This window comes from Rhodococcus globerulus (assembly GCF_019334125.1).
Lineage (GTDB): Bacteria > Actinomycetota > Actinomycetes > Mycobacteriales > Mycobacteriaceae > Rhodococcus_F > Rhodococcus_F globerula.
In genome coordinates, this window is the sequence record NZ_CP079698.1 from 713,984 (window position 1) to 731,040 (window position 17,057).

22 protein-coding genes are annotated in these 17,057 nt (G+C 60.7%); 11 read left to right on the top strand and 11 right to left on the bottom strand.

The window, feature by feature from the left end; translation table 11 throughout:
- Positions 1 to 56: 56 nt before the first annotated feature.
- A complete protein-coding gene (locus KYT97_RS03310; protein WP_219111752.1) occupies positions 57 to 839 on the bottom strand; it encodes a tyrosine-protein phosphatase in 783 nt (260 codons plus the stop codon).
- A 186-nt stretch (positions 840 to 1,025) separates the two neighbouring features.
- On the opposite strand from KYT97_RS03310, the gene secG reads away from it, so the two are divergent.
- From secG to KYT97_RS03340, 6 genes are all read left to right on the top strand, one after another.
- Positions 1,026 to 1,259 carry a preprotein translocase subunit SecG gene (gene secG, locus KYT97_RS03315; RefSeq protein ID WP_033232127.1) on the top strand — a complete coding sequence of 78 codons (234 nt, stop codon included), beginning with the start codon at positions 1,026 to 1,028 and terminating at the stop codon, positions 1,257 to 1,259.
- Positions 1,260 to 1,333: 74 nt separating this feature from the next.
- Complete coding sequence (ppc, locus tag KYT97_RS03320; protein ID WP_219111753.1) at positions 1,334 to 4,114, top strand: phosphoenolpyruvate carboxylase; 2,781 nt, start codon at positions 1,334 to 1,336, stop codon at positions 4,112 to 4,114.
- A gap of 274 nt (positions 4,115 to 4,388) precedes the next feature.
- A complete protein-coding gene (locus tag KYT97_RS03325; RefSeq protein ID WP_033232125.1) occupies positions 4,389 to 5,648 on the top strand; it encodes a PucR family transcriptional regulator in 1,260 nt (419 codons plus the stop codon).
- Between the two features lie 350 nt (positions 5,649 to 5,998).
- Positions 5,999 to 6,142 carry a hypothetical protein gene (locus tag KYT97_RS03330; RefSeq protein ID WP_165826291.1) on the top strand — a complete coding sequence of 48 codons (144 nt, stop codon included), beginning with the start codon at positions 5,999 to 6,001 and terminating at the stop codon, positions 6,140 to 6,142.
- 44 nt (positions 6,143 to 6,186) lie between these two features.
- A complete protein-coding gene (locus tag KYT97_RS03335; protein WP_165826289.1) occupies positions 6,187 to 6,330 on the top strand; it encodes a hypothetical protein in 144 nt (47 codons plus the stop codon).
- Between the two features lie 62 nt (positions 6,331 to 6,392).
- A complete protein-coding gene (locus KYT97_RS03340; RefSeq protein ID WP_165826287.1) occupies positions 6,393 to 6,560 on the top strand; it encodes a hypothetical protein in 168 nt (55 codons plus the stop codon).
- 73 nt (positions 6,561 to 6,633) lie between these two features.
- Here KYT97_RS03340 and KYT97_RS03345 read toward each other — a convergent pair whose 3' ends face one another.
- Genes KYT97_RS03345 through KYT97_RS03355 form a run of 3 tightly spaced genes read right to left on the bottom strand, consistent with a single transcriptional unit; the run spans position 6,634 to position 7,963 of the window.
- Positions 6,634 to 6,834 carry a hypothetical protein gene (locus KYT97_RS03345; protein ID WP_033232250.1) on the bottom strand — a complete coding sequence of 67 codons (201 nt, stop codon included), beginning with the start codon at positions 6,832 to 6,834 and terminating at the stop codon, positions 6,634 to 6,636.
- A 51-nt stretch (positions 6,835 to 6,885) separates the two neighbouring features.
- Positions 6,886 to 7,563: a hypothetical protein gene (locus KYT97_RS03350; RefSeq protein WP_219111754.1), complete on the bottom strand. Its 678-nt coding sequence runs from the start codon at positions 7,561 to 7,563 to the stop codon at positions 6,886 to 6,888.
- 43 nt (positions 7,564 to 7,606) lie between these two features.
- Positions 7,607 to 7,963, bottom strand: coding sequence for a hypothetical protein (locus KYT97_RS03355; protein ID WP_219111755.1), 357 nt, complete (start codon positions 7,961 to 7,963; stop codon positions 7,607 to 7,609).
- 400 nt (positions 7,964 to 8,363) lie between these two features.
- On the opposite strand from KYT97_RS03355, the gene KYT97_RS03360 reads away from it, so the two are divergent.
- Complete coding sequence (locus KYT97_RS03360; RefSeq protein ID WP_245006004.1) at positions 8,364 to 8,939, top strand: Chromate resistance protein ChrB; 576 nt, start codon at positions 8,364 to 8,366, stop codon at positions 8,937 to 8,939.
- Positions 8,936 to 10,111 carry an MFS transporter gene (locus KYT97_RS03365; RefSeq protein ID WP_230590038.1) on the top strand — a complete coding sequence of 392 codons (1,176 nt, stop codon included), beginning with the start codon at positions 8,936 to 8,938 and terminating at the stop codon, positions 10,109 to 10,111. Before KYT97_RS03360 ends, KYT97_RS03365 begins: the two co-directional genes overlap by 4 nt.
- 69 nt (positions 10,112 to 10,180) lie before the next feature.
- On the opposite strand, the gene KYT97_RS03370 is transcribed toward KYT97_RS03365, so the two are convergent.
- From KYT97_RS03370 to KYT97_RS03390, 5 genes are all read right to left on the bottom strand, one after another.
- Entirely contained in the window at positions 10,181 to 10,600 is a 420-nt protein-coding gene (locus KYT97_RS03370; protein ID WP_230590037.1) for a hypothetical protein, read from the bottom strand.
- Positions 10,601 to 10,803: 203 nt separating this feature from the next.
- The gene (locus KYT97_RS03375) at positions 10,804 to 11,733 is read right to left on the bottom strand and encodes a TIGR01777 family oxidoreductase (RefSeq protein ID WP_230590036.1); all 930 of its coding nucleotides are present in this window, start codon (positions 11,731 to 11,733) and stop codon (positions 10,804 to 10,806) included.
- Complete coding sequence (locus tag KYT97_RS03380; RefSeq protein WP_033232122.1) at positions 11,730 to 12,407, bottom strand: TetR/AcrR family transcriptional regulator; 678 nt, start codon at positions 12,405 to 12,407, stop codon at positions 11,730 to 11,732. Before KYT97_RS03380 ends, KYT97_RS03375 begins: the two co-directional genes overlap by 4 nt.
- Before the next feature lie 77 nt (positions 12,408 to 12,484).
- The gene (locus KYT97_RS03385) at positions 12,485 to 12,811 is read right to left on the bottom strand and encodes a TfoX/Sxy family protein (RefSeq protein WP_033232121.1); all 327 of its coding nucleotides are present in this window, start codon (positions 12,809 to 12,811) and stop codon (positions 12,485 to 12,487) included.
- A 79-nt stretch (positions 12,812 to 12,890) separates the two neighbouring features.
- Positions 12,891 to 14,027, bottom strand: coding sequence for an FAD-dependent oxidoreductase (locus KYT97_RS03390; protein ID WP_033232244.1), 1,137 nt, complete (start codon positions 14,025 to 14,027; stop codon positions 12,891 to 12,893).
- 83 nt (positions 14,028 to 14,110) lie between these two features.
- On the opposite strand from KYT97_RS03390, the gene KYT97_RS03395 reads away from it, so the two are divergent.
- Positions 14,111 to 14,782: a TetR/AcrR family transcriptional regulator C-terminal domain-containing protein gene (locus tag KYT97_RS03395; protein ID WP_219111756.1), complete on the top strand. Its 672-nt coding sequence runs from the start codon at positions 14,111 to 14,113 to the stop codon at positions 14,780 to 14,782.
- 152 nt (positions 14,783 to 14,934) lie between these two features.
- Here the strand turns inward: KYT97_RS03395 and KYT97_RS03400 are convergent, their stop codons facing one another.
- Positions 14,935 to 15,285, bottom strand: coding sequence for an iron chaperone (locus tag KYT97_RS03400; RefSeq protein ID WP_219111757.1), 351 nt, complete (start codon positions 15,283 to 15,285; stop codon positions 14,935 to 14,937).
- A 70-nt stretch (positions 15,286 to 15,355) separates the two neighbouring features.
- Between KYT97_RS03400 and KYT97_RS03405 the strand changes: the two genes are divergently transcribed.
- Positions 15,356 to 15,940 carry a hypothetical protein gene (locus KYT97_RS03405; RefSeq protein ID WP_219111758.1) on the top strand — a complete coding sequence of 195 codons (585 nt, stop codon included), beginning with the start codon at positions 15,356 to 15,358 and terminating at the stop codon, positions 15,938 to 15,940.
- Between the two features lie 50 nt (positions 15,941 to 15,990).
- Complete coding sequence (locus KYT97_RS03410) at positions 15,991 to 16,131, top strand: hypothetical protein (protein WP_155276677.1); 141 nt, start codon at positions 15,991 to 15,993, stop codon at positions 16,129 to 16,131.
- Here the strand turns inward: KYT97_RS03410 and KYT97_RS03415 are convergent.
- Positions 16,128 to 17,054, bottom strand: coding sequence for an SDR family oxidoreductase (locus tag KYT97_RS03415; protein ID WP_045067696.1), 927 nt, complete (start codon positions 17,052 to 17,054; stop codon positions 16,128 to 16,130). The two genes, KYT97_RS03410 and KYT97_RS03415, sit on opposite strands and share 4 nt — an antisense overlap.
- Positions 17,055 to 17,057 lie beyond the last annotated feature (3 nt).

Consider the following 17,057-nt stretch of genomic DNA (forward strand, 5'->3'; position numbering starts at 1 on the left):
GAAAAGAACAGTGGGCGCGTAACCGAAATGGTTACGCGCCCACTGTTTTTGCATTCTCAGGCAACCAGTTTTGAGCCGAGTGCGTCGATGGTGTCGGCGGTGAGGCCGAGTCCGTCGTGCAGATAGTTCTCAATTGACGAGTAGCTGGCGCCCACCTGCTCGAAGGCTGCACCGAGGTAACTCTCCTCGACGGTCAACATGACACGGACCACGTCGGCCCGACCGATCGCAGCCGTTTGAGCAATACGCTCGGCAGCCGCGTCGACGTAAGCCGCGGAGTAGGTGTTGGTGAGCAGATAATCGTCGACGATGGTCTCCTGCGGAACCCCTGCGAGAGTCTGCAGCAACGCTGCTGCCCAACCCGTGCGATCCTTTCCGGCGGTGCAATGGAACAACTGGGGTCCCGGTGTTGTCGCGAGCGCGGTAAGCAATTGGGAGAACCCGGCGCGGGTCGCGTCGTCGGTCACAAAACTGCGATTGAGTTCGCGCATGAAATCCTGCGCAGAGTCGACGGTGCGGATTGCCAGAGCCGAGTTCTGAATTGTTCCCGGAAGGATCGGGATGTGTGTGTACTTGGCTGCCGAGAGAATGGTGTCCGAGGTTTCCGAAGCCTCGGCCTCGGAGCGAACGTCGTAGACGGCGGTCAGGCCCAACGATTCGACAACAGCCAGATCCGCCCCGGTGGGGATGAGGACGTTGGCACGGTAGAAGACACCGCGCCGCATGGTGGTCCCGCTTGATGTCGAGTATCCGTTTCCGGCGACATCTCGGAAGTTGTGGACGGAAGCGAGACGCGGAGTGCTCTCGTGTGTTGTGGGACCAGTGGTGTCGGTGTGCATCAGAACAAGCCTTCCGAAGGTAACGTCGCGTCACTTCGAAACTAGCGGGCCGGAAACTCGGCGTTGTGATCGGTACCACCGAACGAGACAACCTGTCGCACGGGTATGTGGTCGGGTTAGCTGTGATCGCCTGTATGGTGTTATCGGTTGTAGTTGTCCCTATTGGATTGGTGGCCGTAGACAGACATGGAACTGTTCTTGGATATCCTGCTGGTCATCACCAGCTTGCTCTTGATTCTGCTGGTGCTGCTGCATCGGGCCAAGGGCGGCGGGCTGTCGAGCCTGTTCGGCGGCGGTGTCCAGTCCAGCCTGTCCGGATCGACAGTGGTCGAGAAGAACCTCGACAGATTGACTGTTTTCACCGCTCTGATCTGGGTCATTTCGATCGTCGGCATCGGCCTGGAGATCAAGTTCGCCTGATCGCCTCCCATCACGTATTTCACACAGAACCCCGCCATCGAGCGGGGTTCTGCGTTTCCGTTGATAATTGAACGATGACCGAATTCGTCTCGAATCAGCATCGTGAAACACCACGCGAGGCCACCGAGCCACTGCGTGAGGACATTCGGCTTCTCGGCGGGATCCTGGGGCAGATTGTTCGCGAACAGGCCGGCGACACCGTATTCGATCTTGTTGAACGCGCCCGGGTGGAATCGTTCCGAGTACGCCGTTCCGAAATTGACCGCGCCGAACTGGTGTCGTTGTTCGCTGGAGTCAGCACCGCCGACGCTATCCCGGTGATCCGTGCGTTCAGCCACTTCGCCTTGCTCGCCAACCTGGCCGAAGACATCCACCGTGAGCGTCGGCGCGCCATTCACATCAATGCCGGCGAACCACCGCGTGACAGCACACTGGCCGCTACCTACCGCAAACTCGACGGTGCGGACATCAACTCCGCGACTGTCGAAGATGCACTGCGCGGCGCCCTTGTCTCACCGGTCATCACAGCTCATCCGACGGAAACGCGTCGACGGACAGTCTTCGAGACACAGTCTCGCATCACCGAATTGATGCGCTACCGCGAACGCACGGCGTTGAGCGTCGGGGAAACCGCGGACGTCGACCTGGACTTGCGTCGGCAGATTCTTACTCTTTGGCAGACCGCGCTGATCCGGCTCTCGCGTCTACGAATCCAGGACGAGATCGAAGTCGGATTGCGTTACTACGACGCAGCCCTGTTCGAAGTCATTCCCAAAATCAACGCCGAAGTGCGCAAGGCGCTTCGAAGCCGGTGGCCCGACGCAGACCTCCTGCGTGAGCCGATCTTGCGTCCGGGTTCCTGGATCGGCGGTGACCGCGACGGAAACCCCTATGTGACGGGGGAGATCGTGCATCGCGCGACGACCCGAGCGGCGGCCACGGCAATCGAGCATCACCTCGCCGAACTCGAACATCTAGAGCGCGAGCTGTCGATGTCGGCGCGGTTGGTCACGGTGACACCGGAATTGGATCTTCTGGCATCGACCTCGGGTGACGATTCGGTGTTCCGGGCGGACGAACCCTACCGTCGCGCAATCCGAGGAATCCGTGGACGCCTCACCGCCACAGGACTTTCCATCTTGGGGGAGATGCCCGCGCACGGCGGCGACTCCGGGTTGGAGGCATACCGCGAACCCGCGCAACTTCAGCACGATCTAGCTGTCATCGACACGTCACTGCGCCGCAACGGTGACGCGGTGATAGCCGATGATCGCCTCGAACGTTTGCGAGAAGCCGTGGAGGTGTTCGGGTTTCACCTCTCGGGTCTGGACATGCGGCAGAACTCCGAAGTTCACGAGAGCGTCGTTGCCGAGTTGTTGGCCTGGTCGGGTGTTCACCCGGACTATGCGTCGTTGTCGGAATCGGAAAAAGTGGACCTGCTCTCGGCGGAACTGACCACCCGTCGGCCGTTGACGTCGCCGGATGCGGAGTTTTCCGAACTGACGACCAAGGAACTGGCGATCATGCACGCCGGTGCCAAGGCAGTTCGAGTTCTGGGCGCCGGTGCCGTTCCCAACTACATCATCAGCATGTGCAGCTCCGTGAGCGACATGCTCGAGGCCGCGGTCCTGCTCAAGGAGGTAGGAGTTCTCGATCCGGGTGTTGGCGGTGAGCCGTCATGCCCCATCGGCATTGTTCCCCTGTTCGAGACGATCGAGGACTTGCAGGGCGGCGCGGCAACATTGCTTGCCACGCTCGACATTCCGATTTACCGAGCCATCGTGACGTCCCGGGGAAACAGCCAGGAAGTGATGCTCGGGTACTCCGATTCTAACAAGGACGGTGGCTACCTGGCTGCCAACTGGGCGCTGTACCGCGCAGAACTCGATCTGGTCGACGCCGCACGGAAGAGTGGAATCCGGTTGCGGCTCTTCCACGGTCGCGGCGGAACCGTCGGGCGTGGTGGTGGACCCAGCTACGAGGCAATTCTTGCGCAACCTCCCGGAGCTGTCGAAGGTTCGCTGAGGATCACCGAGCAGGGTGAGGTGATCGCAGCGAAATACGCCGAGCCGCGGTTGGCTCATCGCAACCTCGAGACGCTCATCGCTGCGACGTTGGAGTCGACGTTGCTCGACGTCGAAGGACTCGGAACCGATGCCGAGGCGGCGTACACCGTTCTGGATGAGCTGGCTGCGCTGGCGCGTACCGCGTACAGCGAATTGGTCCATGACACAACGGGATTCGTCCAGTACTTCGAGGCGTCGACGCCGGTTGCAGAAATCGGCGCACTCAACATCGGTAGCCGACCCGCCTCGCGTAAGCAGACCAAGGCGATCTCCGATCTGCGTGCGATTCCGTGGGTGTTGTCCTGGAGTCAGTCACGCGTCATGCTGCCAGGCTGGTACGGCACAGGCGCGGCTTTCGAGCGATGGATCGACGGCAACCCGGAGCGTTTGGCGACGCTGACGCGTTTGTACGAGAAGTGGCCGTTCTTCCGGACTGTGCTCTCGAACATGGCGATGGTGATGTCGAAATCCGACATGGGCTTGGCGGCCCGCTACGCGGAGTTGGTTCCCGACGTAGAACTGCGTGATCGAGTCTTCGGCATGATCACCGACGAGCATGCGCGAACCGTTCGGATGTACAAGGAGATCACCGGCTACGACGATTTGTTTGCTGACAATTCAGGCCTGGAACGTTCCGTCCACAACCGTTTCCCGTATCTCGAACCGCTCAATCACTTGCAGGTCGAGTTGATCAGGCGATATCGATCAGGTGACGAGAGTGACCAGGTCCGGCGCGGTATTCAGCTGACGATGAACGGCCTGGCCACGGCGCTGCGGAACAGCGGCTAAATAGCGGTCATTTTGCCCACGCCGGGAGCCTCCGGTGTAGTCGGTCGGCGTGACCATGTCATGCCGACCGACCAGAAATCCAAATTGTCTCATTTGACAATTGGACGACCGTTCATGTGGTAGACATCACATCGCCTGACGTAATCGGGAACGGCAGACGCAAGCGGCTAAAGTCCTCAATTCGGGCACCGCGGCGGGTTTCTCATTCCCTGACGCGTCGAGCCGCCGGCCATCGCGCCGCGCGACACTCTTGTCTCGAGGAGGCTTGTCTACGATGTCCACTGCGCTGTTGAATACCTCGGGGCCGCTGATGCTCGGAGGCGAACCCGCCTCCACTGCGGTCCGCGACTTCGTCCCGCTGGCGGCCGAACTTGTGAAGAACTTCTCCCGCGCCAACGCAACCTTCAAAACCCTCAACCTGGAATCCGTTCAGGAGGATTTGGTTGCGGTGACCGCGCAGGGGTTGCAACTGGCGATCCAACTCATGGACCACAGGAAGCTGCCGACCGACCGCGACCTGGACAGTATTCACACCCTGACCGTCCGGCAGGCCCGCCAGGGTGTCCCGCTCAGTGCCATCCTTGCCGTAACAGACGAGGCCATCAGCGTCATTCGGAACCTTATCCTCAGCAGAGCGGGCGTCGAGGACTCTGCCAACCTCAAGGAGCTCAACCACCTCCTGTTCACAGTCGCGCAGCGCCTTCATTCATTCATCTCGGTCAGCTATCTGGCGGCGATCCCTGCCGGCGCCCAGCTCGAGGGAAGCTCCGCCGGCGCCCTCGTCAAAGCCATGTTGGACGGAGACGATCCCACTGATCTTGCGTTGCAGTTGGGTATCGAGCTCGCACCCCGCTATCTCGTTCTGCGGCTCCTCGTGAACCTACCGAAACCCCGGCCGGGGGCCAGGGACGGCGCGCATCAGCGACTGCAGGCATACCGTGATCTCGCCGCGGCACAAGCCAAGGTCGCTGCCCACTTCGGAGCCAAGTTGCTCGAAGCCCCGGCGCCGCAACGCGGCCTGGTCCTCATCGAGGGCACACCACACTGGGGGTTGGTGTGCCAAGTTGTGCGTCAGGCGACGGCCAAGATCGGGGTGCAGATCACGGCAGTCGGCGAGAATGCCGCACTCGAGGATCTCCCAGCGGCCCAGGCGACCACCCGCGAGTTGGTCCACCTCGTCCGGAGGCTCGGGCTGCCGGCGCAGTCATACCGGATGGAGGACCTCGCGCTCGAGTATCAATTGACCCGGACCGGCCCAGCGCGCGACAGCCTGATCGGCCTACTCAGGCCGCTCGACAGCAACCCTGAACTGTTGCAGACGCTGTCCGTGCACTTGTCGAACGACCAGCACCGGCAGCGCACCGCGTCAGCGTTGGGCCTGCACACGAACACTGTCGACAACCGGATCAAGCGCATTGCACACCTCACCGGATTAGACCCGACTTTGCCCTCTGAGCTGCTTAAACTGCGTGCGGCGATGATCGCACTGACCTTTGTCAGCACCGACGTGGACATCCGTCCAGTGAAATTGTGAAACCTCACATAACTCACTGGTAACAACCCACTTTTGATGGCTGGACCCCACTTTTCAGTAGACAGCCGGGATATAAAAATGTGGCGCGAATCACCGCGCAGACCAGTAACGAAAAAGGGGAAAGACATGATCAACGGCCAGGAAAACGCCCTCCTCGGTGCCTTCTTCGACACGATCCTGCAGCTGTTCAACGCAGGCAGCACCGGAACTGGCTCGACGAACGGCGGCGGCGTCGCCTAGGGACGCATTTCGTGCCCCTGTGCGAGATCCTTCGCACAGGGGCACGTTTCTCGCCCCCACGATCTGAGGGGGTGACCACACCGCCACCCCGCTTAGGCCAGGAGTAATACATGATCGCCTCACCAACGACCGGCGCTTTGGCCGTCGTCATGAACACCGTCCTGCAGATGTTCAACGCGGGCAGCAGCTTTCTCTTCACCAACAACGCTCCGCTTCCAGGCGGCGGCGAAGACCCCACGACGCCCGTGCCCTGATCGCTCCACCCGCTCGCACCGTAACGTCGCAGACAGGAATCATCGTGATCAACTCGCCGTACACTCAGGGCAGCCTGGTCATCGACTTCGGCTCTCTTGCCAGCGCACTCGGTTTCGGAAGTGCCGGCCCGATCGTCTCGTTCGGCAGTGCCGGAAGCATTGAATTCAGTAGTGTCGGCGGACTTTGACAGACCTCACTGTCTCCCACGCACATTCGTATCCACTCGCGAAACAGAAAGCAGGTCTTCCTGTGCCTACAATTCCGCTCACCGGTGACCCCGTCGTGATCAACATAATTGTCCAGCTTTTCAGCGCAGGCAGCAGCAATGCGCTCGCACTGGGCGGTGTCGGGAGCAGCGGTCTCGGTAGCACCGGGCTCGGCAGCTTCGACTCAGCGAGCATGGGCAGCGCCGCATAGCAGCCATCGTTCTGCGTGAACTGCTCCCCGAATCTCGGACTGACAAGTTCAGTTCTGACATTCGGGGAGCAGTTCAGTTCGAGTAGTCTCGCAGCGTAAAAACGAACCCGACTGCAATCGCGGCACCTGCCAGGACATACACCGCAATCCGCAACCATGTCGGGCCGGCAAAACTGACGGCAATCGCCGCAGCCAGAGCCACGATGATCATCACGACGCCGTAAGCCGGTGTGCGTTCCGGATGTGCCGCGTGTCGATGCTGTGAATTCTCCACTACTTCACTGTGCGCCACCGTGGTTGGCAGATGCAATGGTGAGTGTTTTTGTCAGCGTGAATACAACTGTGTTTCGAGACCTGGGTTCGCGTGGACGGATTCGAGCCGGGCGAGGTCGGCGGACACGACAAGCGTGTCCATGTCGTCGATCCCGGTTGCGCCGCACCAGGATTGGTCCGCGGGCCACCAAAAGTTCGGGGTGCGCGTCCGTGTGGCGCGTTGTGCGGGGGACCGGGTTGTCGTGACTACCTGGTAGTTCCACCCTTGCAGGCCTTCCGAGACGCGAGCACACCCGCGGATCGGTTCGTCGAGGAACTCGCCCCACCCGTCCCAGAACAGTCCCGATTGCACGTCGTCGAAGTGGTCGTAGACGACATCGATCAACTCAGGCGGCAGTGACCCCATTTCCGGTTCAGTGTCGAAGATGCCCTCGATTGTCGCGCACGGATCCGGGCGTTTGACGGGATCGGGAAACCACGCGCGGACGATCTCGGAAAACTGCGTCCCGACAGTCATCTCTGTGCCGACGGCAGTGGCGATCTGGGACCATGTCACCGCTCGCGACTCGCCGTCGTCATGGATATACGCCGGGTGCAGGATTCGCAGAACATGCGGGTAGCGGTCGGCTAGCCAGTGACCCGTCGGTCCTGCGTCGGGGTACGGGTAGGGCGCGAGCCATGTCGCGCTATCGGGCAACGGATCGCCGATCCAGCCTAGGCGTGGGGACATGCTGCGATTCTCCATGCGTCGTAGCGGCGCTGCATGAGTGCGATCAGGAGCAGACTTGTTGGAAAGTTGTGGCGCCCGGTCGTAATTGATAGCGCTTCTCTCTCCCGTCAGCCTCGAAAACAGCTGCGGTTTCAGATAACCGGGTCATAGTGCCCTTCTGGTACGGGTCGTCCCAACCGGAGGGCGAGTTGTTTCGCCGAGCATCAGTGTTGACCGCTTCCCAGTATTCGCCGGCGAACTTGGCTTCTCGCGCACCGCAGTGGGTGTACATCTTGTAGCTGTAGGCGGTGCCGATTTCAACCTTCTCCGGTGATGGTTCGGACGGAGCGCCGCATCCAGCCAGGCCCGTTGTGAACAGCGCCGCTATGCTCAGCCACTTTGCTACCGAAAGCCTTGTCATACATTGACTTTAGCTTTTGGGAATTTAGCTTTTGGTACGTTGATTGATCGCCGCGAGTCAGTGCCAGGTGTTCCACCACTCCGCATTCGACCATTCCACAAGGGGAACCAGCCATGGCGTCCAGATCTTCCAACTGGTACCGAGTCCGTAAGGCGGAATCGGGATCATCACGGCACCTCCTGATGGTACGAAAATGAACGGCTCGACTGGTGGTACTTCACAGTGGTGTCGGTCCGGGTTGTCGGTGTTGTCGGGTCGACCGTCTTTGCAATTCGATCCTGGCGGAACCGAAACAGACCCACTCAGAGCAGTGTTGGCAGCCCAGATGAAGGTAAGTGAGCGATGCGGAAGGAAAACGAGCTTCACACTTTGAGATGTAACGGGTGATACATTCTCCAGTGTGAATTCCGAGTCATCCGTGAGTTGGCGGATAATCCTGATCAAGATTGCTGCCGAGCCGACGCGTCACCGTGTTGCCGTGTGGCGAGAACTGCGCAAAGTGGGTGCGTTGTCGATCGGGCAAGGCACCTGGGCTGTGCCCAACGTTCCGGCGTTCGCGGCGGGGGTCGACCGTGCGAAAGAACTTGTCGACCGCGCGTCCGGTGAAATTGTCTTCCTCAACGCAACGGGTGCGAGCGAGGAAGACAACTCGCGATTCGCCGCGATGTTCACCGCGGCCCGCGAGGAAGACTGGACCGAATTCCTGTCGGACTGTGCGAAATACGAGGCCGAGCTCGACAAGGAGATCCGGATCCAGAAATTTACACTCGCAGAACTCGAGGAAGAAGAGCAGAGCCTGGACAGGCTTCGTCGCTGGCATCGAGACTTGAAGGCGCGCGACGTATTCGGCGCGAGGCATGCGGAAAGCGCAACGGCGGCGCTCCAGCAGTGCACCCTGCGGTTCGAGGACTACTCGGAGCGAGTGATCAACGCACTGCACTCTCCTGAAGGCATTGACGACGGTGATCTCACATGAGTGACAACAAAGCCCAGGTCGAAGGCGCGCGATGGCAGATGTGGCCGCTGTACGCGGCCGGGTTCACGACTGCATTCGGAGCCCATGCCGTTGCGGCGAACCTCGTGTTCGATCTCGACGATCTGGCGAATTCGCTGCTCTATCTCGGTCTACTGCTGGCCCTGTACGACGGCGCCGAAGTCCTGCTCAAACCTGTGTTCGGCACGCTGGCAGATCGGATCGGTGCCAAGCCGGTCCTGCTCGGCGGGCTCGTCGCGTTTGCCGCAGCATCGTTTCTGTTTGTTGTTGTCGCGGATACGGATTGGTTGTGGTTGGCGCGGCTCGGCCAAGGTGCGGCAGCATCGGCATTCTCGCCGGCTGCAAGTTCTTCGGTGGCTCGATTGACCCGAAAAGGCAAGCACGGCAGTGCTTTCGGAACCTACGGGTTCTACAAAAGTCTCGGCTATACCCTCGGTCCGTTGCTGGGCGGTGTGATCGTGTGGATGGGTGGTCTCACACTTCTGTTTGCAGTCATGGCCGTCCTCGCGCTGGTTGTCGCGATCTGGGCCAAGGTCGTGGTACCTGCGCTTCCGCCGCTACCTCGGGCCAGGCAAACCGTGGTTGATTTGGCTCGTCGCCTGAGTGATCGTCAGTTCCTCGGTCCCACCGCAGCTCTTGCGGCGTCGACTGCCGCACTGTCGGTCGGTGTGGGGTTTCTCCCAGTTGCCGGCGTTGATGCGGGCCTTGGACCGATAGCAACAGGTGCGGCCGTGTCAGTACTGGCGTTGTGTGCGGCATTTGCTCAACCGCGAGCAGGGCGAGCACTCGACGCGGGAAAAATCACCGTCGAGCGAGGTGTGGCATGGGGATTGGTTGTCACCGCCGCCGGTCTGGCGCTTGCCATGATTCCGGGGCTGGTCGGGATTCTCACTGCGGCAGTTGCTGTCGGCATCGGCACCGGCATCATCACGCCCCTCGGCTTTGCCGCACTTGCTGCATCGACGCCCGAGGAGCGCATGGGTCAAACCATGGGTGCAGCCGAACTGGGACGTGAACTCGGTGACGCGGGCGGCCCGCTGATCGTCGCAGGCGTGGCAGCCGTCGCGACACTGACGGCGGGCTTCGGGGTACTTGCCGTAATAACACTGTTGATCGGCGCAGATTCCGCGCGTCAGCGCAACGTCCGTTCATGACGCCGTCGATGCTCCGTGGCTCGGTTGCCGGGAACGTCAGGTTGAAACGCCGCTCGTAATCTCGAGGCTCTAAGTGGTGGCCTGCGCTCTGATCAGTTGCGCGAGCGTCGATGACGTAATGCACAGAACTAGCGCGGAGATCACGACCAACCAGAGCCCCCATCCCACTGACGGTCCAATGATCTTTCCGGCGATCTCGGTACCGCGTTGGAGTATGCAGGCGGCGTTGCCGACGGCAACGATCAAGACTGCGATTCCCGCCAAGGGGCCAATGCAGTGGTTCTTCACCTGCGGTGTGACGCCCCTCGAAAGAAGCGGAGTCAATGCGAAAGCCGCACCGATCCCGAGGATCAGGGTGATCACGCCGCATTCGCCGATACCGGAACTACCCAGCGCGAGGAACGACGTCCACGGACCGATGCTGCCGATGATGATGCCGACACACGAGAGCGCTGCTGCGATCAGATTCGGCCTGAAATGAGCAGGCATCGGCATCTGAGGTACCCGGGGTGAAATCCCGAACGGCTGCTGCTCATACGGCTGACTTACCCGAATAGTCACTGGGTGGACCGACTCTCTCTAACAGCGTTGTTGCTCGTGTCTAGCTTCTTCGGAGTCTAGGGACCGCCCTCTGTGTTGTGACCGATTCGACAATATTCAATTGAACGTGAGTGCAGACCTGGCCCGGACAGTCAGCCCAAAGCAACGGGAAGCAAGCCTCGCGGAGTGTCCTGAACTATCTGGTTGAGCGCCGTGTCCAGCGTCGGAAATGTGAACTCGAAGCCGGTATCGGCGAGCACGCCCGGGTCCACCCAGCGGCTCTTGAGCACTAGCTCGGCTTCGGTGCGTATTACGCGTGCGCCCAACTTCAGCATCCAGTCGGGCGTCGGCAACCCGCGCGCTCGACCCAGGGATGCACGCACCTCACGCATCAACACGTCGTTGGTCACCGCAACGGGCGAGGCGACATTGACCGGACCGGAGATGGCCTGGTGCTCGTAGACGTGGGTGATGGAACGAACTAGGTCATCGGCGTGAACCCAACTGAACATCTGCCGACCGTCGCCCATTCTTCCGCCGAAGCCGACGCGGGCCAGATTGATGAACGGATTTATCGCCCCGCCGCCGGCGCCGAGCACGATCGACATCCGCAGCGCCACCTTGCGAACGGTTGTCGGTGCCTCGAACAGCTCTTGCTCCCAAGCTCGCGCGACAGCCACCGAGAATCCTGTTCCCAGCTCGCCGGTCCTCTCGTTCATCGGCCGATCACGAGCGTCTCGATAGATTGTGCCGGTGCTGGCATTTATCCAGAGCGACGGCGGCTGCGGTGTGCGGGCCAGTGCGCGACCAAGCTGCGCCGTGGTTTCCACGCGTGAGGAAAAGATCTCATCGGCGTTGCGCTTGTTGTAGCGGCAGCTCACCGAGCGTCCGGCGAGATTGACAACCAGATCCGCTCCATCCAGAACGTCGACGACGCCTTGTCCGTCGGACCAAGCGGCATCACACGAGTCGCCCCGCCCGATCGTCCGAACATTGATCCCACTGGCTTCGAGCGAGCGACGAAGGTACTGCCCGATATAGCCCGACGCTCCGCAAATGACGACGCAATTCATGGTGCTCATCGCACGGTCTCCTCTTCTCGCGCAGTGACTTTGGCCATCAATTTCGCGACGTCACCGACCAAGCTCCTGGCCACTGGTAGGCGGGCGAGCTTGACGGTTTTCGCGACCACTGGGGCGAGACCGTCGACCAATGCACGCGTACGTGCTTGTCCGGGCGACGAATCGGTGACCCAGTGCAGAGTCACACCCATATAGGTGAGCCACAGAAGTGTGGGGAGCTGTTTCTCCAATGAGGGCGGTGTCCGCTGGTGGGAGGCAGTCAGAGCCTCGCGCATCAGATCGATCGCCATTGCTCGGGCATCGGTGGACTCGACCGAAAACGGGCTGGATCGCGAGGTGGTAGGTAACGCACTTTGCAGGAATGTTCCGCCGAAGTCGTGATAGGGCGTCATGACATCGAGTCCGGAGTGCAGAACTGTCTTCAGGTTCTCCGTGAGTGAGCCGCCCTGGCGCAACAGTGGAAGTGCCCGATCGCGGTGATCGCGCTGGACGACTAGATACAGCTCATGGACAAGTTCGTCCTTGCTGGCGAAGTAGTAGTAGGCATTTCCGAGAGAGACGCCTGCCTCGCTTGCGATCCGGCGCATGGTTGTCGACTGGAAGCCCTCGTCGCGGAAGAGTCGCAAGGCGGTATCCACAAGCTTTTCCCGCGTCTCAGTTCCGCGACTACTCATGACGTCTCCTAGTTTTGAACGTGTTCAAAACTGAGTCTACGCGCCATAGTTGAACGTGTTCAATTAGAGGTGTGAGGCTACTGTGAGTGCGCGAAATCCAGGGCTTCCTTGATCCAGGCGTTGAACTCCACGGTTGAACTGGTGCCAGTGCGATCGACCTCGACCCACCCTTTGCTCATCGGCCTTCCGCGCATGTCAGGCCAGTGTGCGCCCTTGTGTAGCAGCAGTTCGTCGACGCGTTCCGGCGCGCAGCGGATCAAGAGGTTGCCGTGAGAGTTCGCTGCGACCGCCAATTGTCCGTTGACCATGTAACTCAGGCCGCCGAACATCTTCACCTCACTGACGTCGTCCTCGCTCACGAGTGCATCGCGGATCCGGTCTGCCAGTGCTTTGTCGTATGTCATGCGACCATCCCTCGATGTCGATATCGCGTACCCGGTACGGATATGTCTCACAAGCGTGACATGCGACGACCGATAAGCGTTACGAATGCGCAGGCTGTGGGGCGGTGAAGAACTCGACGAGTGAGACCGGAGCGCGGTCGCCCAGGCAGATTCTCAGGATCACGTCTGCGTCCGCCGCTTCCGATTGGCTGCGGGAGAACATCGCCGCTTCGTAGTCGGCAAGTGCCTCTTCGAGATTGTCTGGATGCGCTGCAATCGCCTTCCCGAGTTCGGCGCCGTCGTACATTGCCAAGTTCGCTCCCTCGCCGGACGGCGCCATCAGGTGCCCCGCGTCACCGAGGAGCGTCACTCCTGGAACACGGTCCCATTGGTGATCATTCGGGAGTGCGTGGATCGGACGCGAGATCAGCGCGGTTTCGCCCGCGGTGATGAGCGCGGTGAGTTCTGGTGCCCACCCGTCGAATTCGGCTGCGACTCGGGCGATCGATGCGGCTGTGTCGGTGAAGTCGATGCTCGCAATCCACTCGGCGGGCCGGTTCAGTTGAACGTACGTGTGAATGACGCCACCGGACTCGCGGTGCGCGGTGATTCCCTTACCTGGGGCGAGCGCATACAGAGCGCCGCCGCCGACTACGTCGGCTGTCGCAGGGTGTCGCTCGTCAACATCGTGCAGGTATGTCTCGATGAATACGGTGCCCACGTACTCGGGTGTGGCGTCGGAGAGTAGAGGTCGAATCTTCGACCACGCGCCGTCGGCGCCCACGAGAAGGTCGGTAGTGACGGTTGTGCCGTCGTCGAAGGTGAGTTCGTGCCGGCCGTCGCCGAGGGAAACGGCACTGGACACTTTCCGCCCCCACTCAATGGTCCCGTCAGGTAGTGAGTCGAGCAGGATCTGGCGAAGATCCCCGCGAAGCACCTCGGGGCGTCCACCGGTGCCGTCGTCCGGTTCGTCGAGCAGCACCGTACCGTGTTGGTCGAGTATCCGTGAAGCCGCGCCACCTTCGTGGATGATCGCGCGGAACTGGTCGGTGAGACCGGCCGCTGCGAGCGCGAGTTGCCCGTTGTTTTCGTGGATGTCGAGCTGACCTCCCTGCGTGCGGGCTTCGGCAGAGGGTTCCGACTCGTAGATCGTTGCAGCGATGCCGTGAACGTGTAGGACACGCGCGAGGGTGAGGCCGCCGAGGCCGGCTCCGATGATCGTGACTGGAGTTGTCATGGTCTTAATTCCTTTCAATGAAATTGGAACGTTGTTCCATTGTCGATCTTGGAACAGTGTTCCAGATATGTCAAGATGGACAGATGGACACAAAGTCGCAGCGGAACGAACGACGCACGGATGCACTGTCGAAAGAGCGAATCGTCGAGGCCGCGATCGAGATCCTCGACACCGAGGGCGAGGGCGCCCTGACATTTCGAGCGTTGGCGTCTCGCCTGGCAACCGGAAGTGGCGCAATCTACTGGCACGTTGCAAACAAGAACGAACTGCTTGCAGCGACGACCACCGACGTCATCACACGTGTTATGACCGGCGTCGTCCCAGGGGTGACGCCGCGGGAAACCATCCGCACCACGGTTCTCGATGTCTTCGACGCGATCGACGCACACCCGTGGGTCGGCACCCAGCTCTCTCGTGAGCCGTGGCAGTCCGCGGTGCTGCAGATATTCGAAGGCGTTGGCCGGCAACTCCAAGAACTCGGAGTTCCCGAATCCGCGCAGTTCGACTGCGCTTCCGCACTCGTGAACTATGTCCTCGGCCTGGCCGGACAGTATGCCGCAGGGGCCCGCCTTCACGCACGCGAGACGGATCGATCGGCCTTCCTCGCGACAATCACCTCAGGGTGGGAACAACTCGACTCAGCCGAGTACCCGTTCTTACGTCAGGTGGCACCGCAGTTGCGTGATCACGACGACCGCGACCAATTTCTTGCCGGCATCGATCTCATCCTGGCCGGAATCGCGACTGTCCGATAGACGGCGTTCGCCCTTGGTTGCCACTGACCCATTCCGGAGAGCCGAATCTTCGATACCGCCGCTGCCGCAGGGGGATTGTGCATCCGCGCGGTTGATCAACCGCGCGGATGCACAATTCGCGCGCGGACGTTCGACGCCTTCGGAAAACCGGGTTAGTGTCTGGCCGCGAGCAATTCGGTAATCCTCGCGACGAGGTCGAGCGGGATCGGCTTGTTCAACGGAAACTTCGCCGTCGCTTTGGCTGATCGATACGGGTCGATTGCCTTCTCGAATTCGGCGTCGCCCTCGGGGAGTGGATACATCGAAATGTGGTGTTTCCATCCGGCAAAATGCACCAGGCTTTTGCCGTCGACCGTGAAGGTCGGCATCTGGTAGCTGATGGTTTCGCCGACGCCGGGGACTGCTTCGTGGATGGTCTGACGGACGCTCTCGAGCACAGGTTGCACATCGATCGGGAAGGACGCGATGTACTGGTCGATCGTCTCGGGGCTTTCTGTGGTCACGTGTCGAACATATCGTCATCGAGCGTTGTCGACCGTGCATTCGACAATCGATCGAGCAGTATGGTGCCTTATGCGGTGTTCACGGGAATTGCTGGGCGTTGCGGCCGTCGCCTTGTTAGTGGGATGTGGTGCGCCGAGCAACAACGCGGATGACGTTGCGCCACCGACGTCGCGAGTGAATGTGCCTGGCCTGGTGGAACCAACCTGCCTGGCCGGCAATCTTCTCGGATTCTCGGACTTGCCGCAGGCAGCAGCACCGGTTCCAGAACCGCGGCCGATCCCGGCTGATTTTGTGCCCGTCCGAGTGGTCACATGTGAGGGTGACTGGAGCGCTGGCGTCGTAGAGCACTCAGTGTCGTGGGTCGAGGAACGACGCGAGGGCGATATGGACGCCGTTATTGCAGGCTACCGGCTTCCATCAGATACACCGCCGGAAATGCGCACCTGCTTTGTGGACCAGCCGACACCTCCGATTGTGTGGCTCGTCGACGATCAAGGCCTGGGACTGCTCGCTCCGGACCCGCCGACAAATGAGTGTGGCGCGTTTAAGTGGGAGGCGATCACTGCCATCCGGGAGCTGCCGGTCACTGAACGGATTGTCCACCTCATCCCAGTTTCGCCGACGGTCGAAGCTCGGTTCATCAAACCGGAGTGATGGGTCAGGCCCCCGATCTACCCACGCGTTCTGAAATGAGACCATTAGGTATGGCGAATCTGGAACCTTGGGAAATCTCGAGATTGACTACCCACCTTCGTGCATATTTGGTCAACGCGAAGCGCTTTGTTCAAGGGTGGTCATTGCGTGAGGTCGAGGACAAGCGCGACGACCATCGTGCCGTCGATTAGTCCGGCTTCGGCTGCCAGAAGTTGGGCCTCGAACCATCTATGTCGGCGAACCCGTACTCTGCTCCGAGTTCACCTGAACTGACAGATCGTTGATTCCATCGGGCCCGATTCGGATCGGCGGCAAGGGCGGCCACTGCGCGTCCGACAAATCTCGGCGACTCGGAATGAGCAAAATCAGGTGGCGCAGTCGGCCCATCCCGATTCGGCAGTAGTGCGTCGCGCCAATTCGATTCTGTGACACCAAAATTATCGAGCATCATCTCCGATCGCAGGAAACCCGGAGTAATGGCAACGGCGGAACATCCGAACGGGCCAAGTTCATGGCCCTGCGAATATGCGAGCCTGTTCACCGACACTTTTGCCAAGTCGTAGAACACTGAGATGCGATAGTTCGAGGCGTTGTATTCGGTAGTGCCATCGGTTATTTCGACAACCAGTCCACCTGGCCGATCGATCATGAGCGGCAGCAGATGATGCGACGTGGTGATGTGGGTGTCGATCGCCAGGCGCAAGATGTGAAAGCCTTTGTCCAGATCGTGTTCCCATACCGGAGTGTTCCACTCCGCCGGTCCACCCTTGAGTAACTCTGCGCCCCAGATGTCGTTGACCAAGACGTCGATCTGTCCGTAGTCGGTGCGTAGTTGCTCAGCGAGATCAGCAACTCGAGTGCTCTTGAGGTGATCGACGGCAATCGGTACTCCGACGCCACCCAATTCGGTGACCAGAGCGGCGGTCTCCTCGATGGTTTCGCTCCGCGGGTAGTCCGATTGAAGGATGCCGGTGGACGTGCTCCGTCCAGTGCAGATAACCGTGGCGCCCGCCTCGCCTAATGCTGCGGCGATTCCGCGTCCAGCGCCCCGCGTTGCCCCGGCAACAACAGCTACACGCCCGCGTAGGGCATCACGTTGAGGTGTCCACGCCATTGT

Coding starts and splice junctions, on each gene's coding strand:
- KYT97_RS03310 (WP_219111752.1), bottom strand. CDS start 839: ATGCACACCGACACCACTGGTCCCACAACACACGAGAGCACTCCGCGT.
- secG (WP_033232127.1), top strand. CDS start 1,026: ATGGAACTGTTCTTGGATATCCTGCTGGTCATCACCAGCTTGCTCTTG.
- ppc (WP_219111753.1), top strand. CDS start 1,334: ATGACCGAATTCGTCTCGAATCAGCATCGTGAAACACCACGCGAGGCC.
- KYT97_RS03325 (WP_033232125.1), top strand. CDS start 4,389: ATGTCCACTGCGCTGTTGAATACCTCGGGGCCGCTGATGCTCGGAGGC.
- KYT97_RS03330 (WP_165826291.1), top strand. CDS start 5,999: ATGATCGCCTCACCAACGACCGGCGCTTTGGCCGTCGTCATGAACACC.
- KYT97_RS03350 (WP_219111754.1), bottom strand. CDS start 7,563: ATGTCCCCACGCCTAGGCTGGATCGGCGATCCGTTGCCCGATAGCGCG.
- KYT97_RS03355 (WP_219111755.1), bottom strand. CDS start 7,963: ATGACAAGGCTTTCGGTAGCAAAGTGGCTGAGCATAGCGGCGCTGTTC.
- KYT97_RS03365 (WP_230590038.1), top strand. CDS start 8,936: ATGAGTGACAACAAAGCCCAGGTCGAAGGCGCGCGATGGCAGATGTGG.
- KYT97_RS03370 (WP_230590037.1), bottom strand. CDS start 10,600: ATGCCTGCTCATTTCAGGCCGAATCTGATCGCAGCAGCGCTCTCGTGT.
- KYT97_RS03375 (WP_230590036.1), bottom strand. CDS start 11,733: ATGAGCACCATGAATTGCGTCGTCATTTGCGGAGCGTCGGGCTATATC.
- KYT97_RS03380 (WP_033232122.1), bottom strand. CDS start 12,407: ATGAGTAGTCGCGGAACTGAGACGCGGGAAAAGCTTGTGGATACCGCC.
- KYT97_RS03385 (WP_033232121.1), bottom strand. CDS start 12,811: ATGACATACGACAAAGCACTGGCAGACCGGATCCGCGATGCACTCGTG.
- KYT97_RS03390 (WP_033232244.1), bottom strand. CDS start 14,027: ATGACAACTCCAGTCACGATCATCGGAGCCGGCCTCGGCGGCCTCACC.
- KYT97_RS03395 (WP_219111756.1), top strand. CDS start 14,111: ATGGACACAAAGTCGCAGCGGAACGAACGACGCACGGATGCACTGTCG.
- KYT97_RS03405 (WP_219111758.1), top strand. CDS start 15,356: ATGCGGTGTTCACGGGAATTGCTGGGCGTTGCGGCCGTCGCCTTGTTA.
- KYT97_RS03410 (WP_155276677.1), top strand. CDS start 15,991: ATGGCGAATCTGGAACCTTGGGAAATCTCGAGATTGACTACCCACCTT.
- KYT97_RS03415 (WP_045067696.1), bottom strand. CDS start 17,054: ATGGCGTGGACACCTCAACGTGATGCCCTACGCGGGCGTGTAGCTGTT.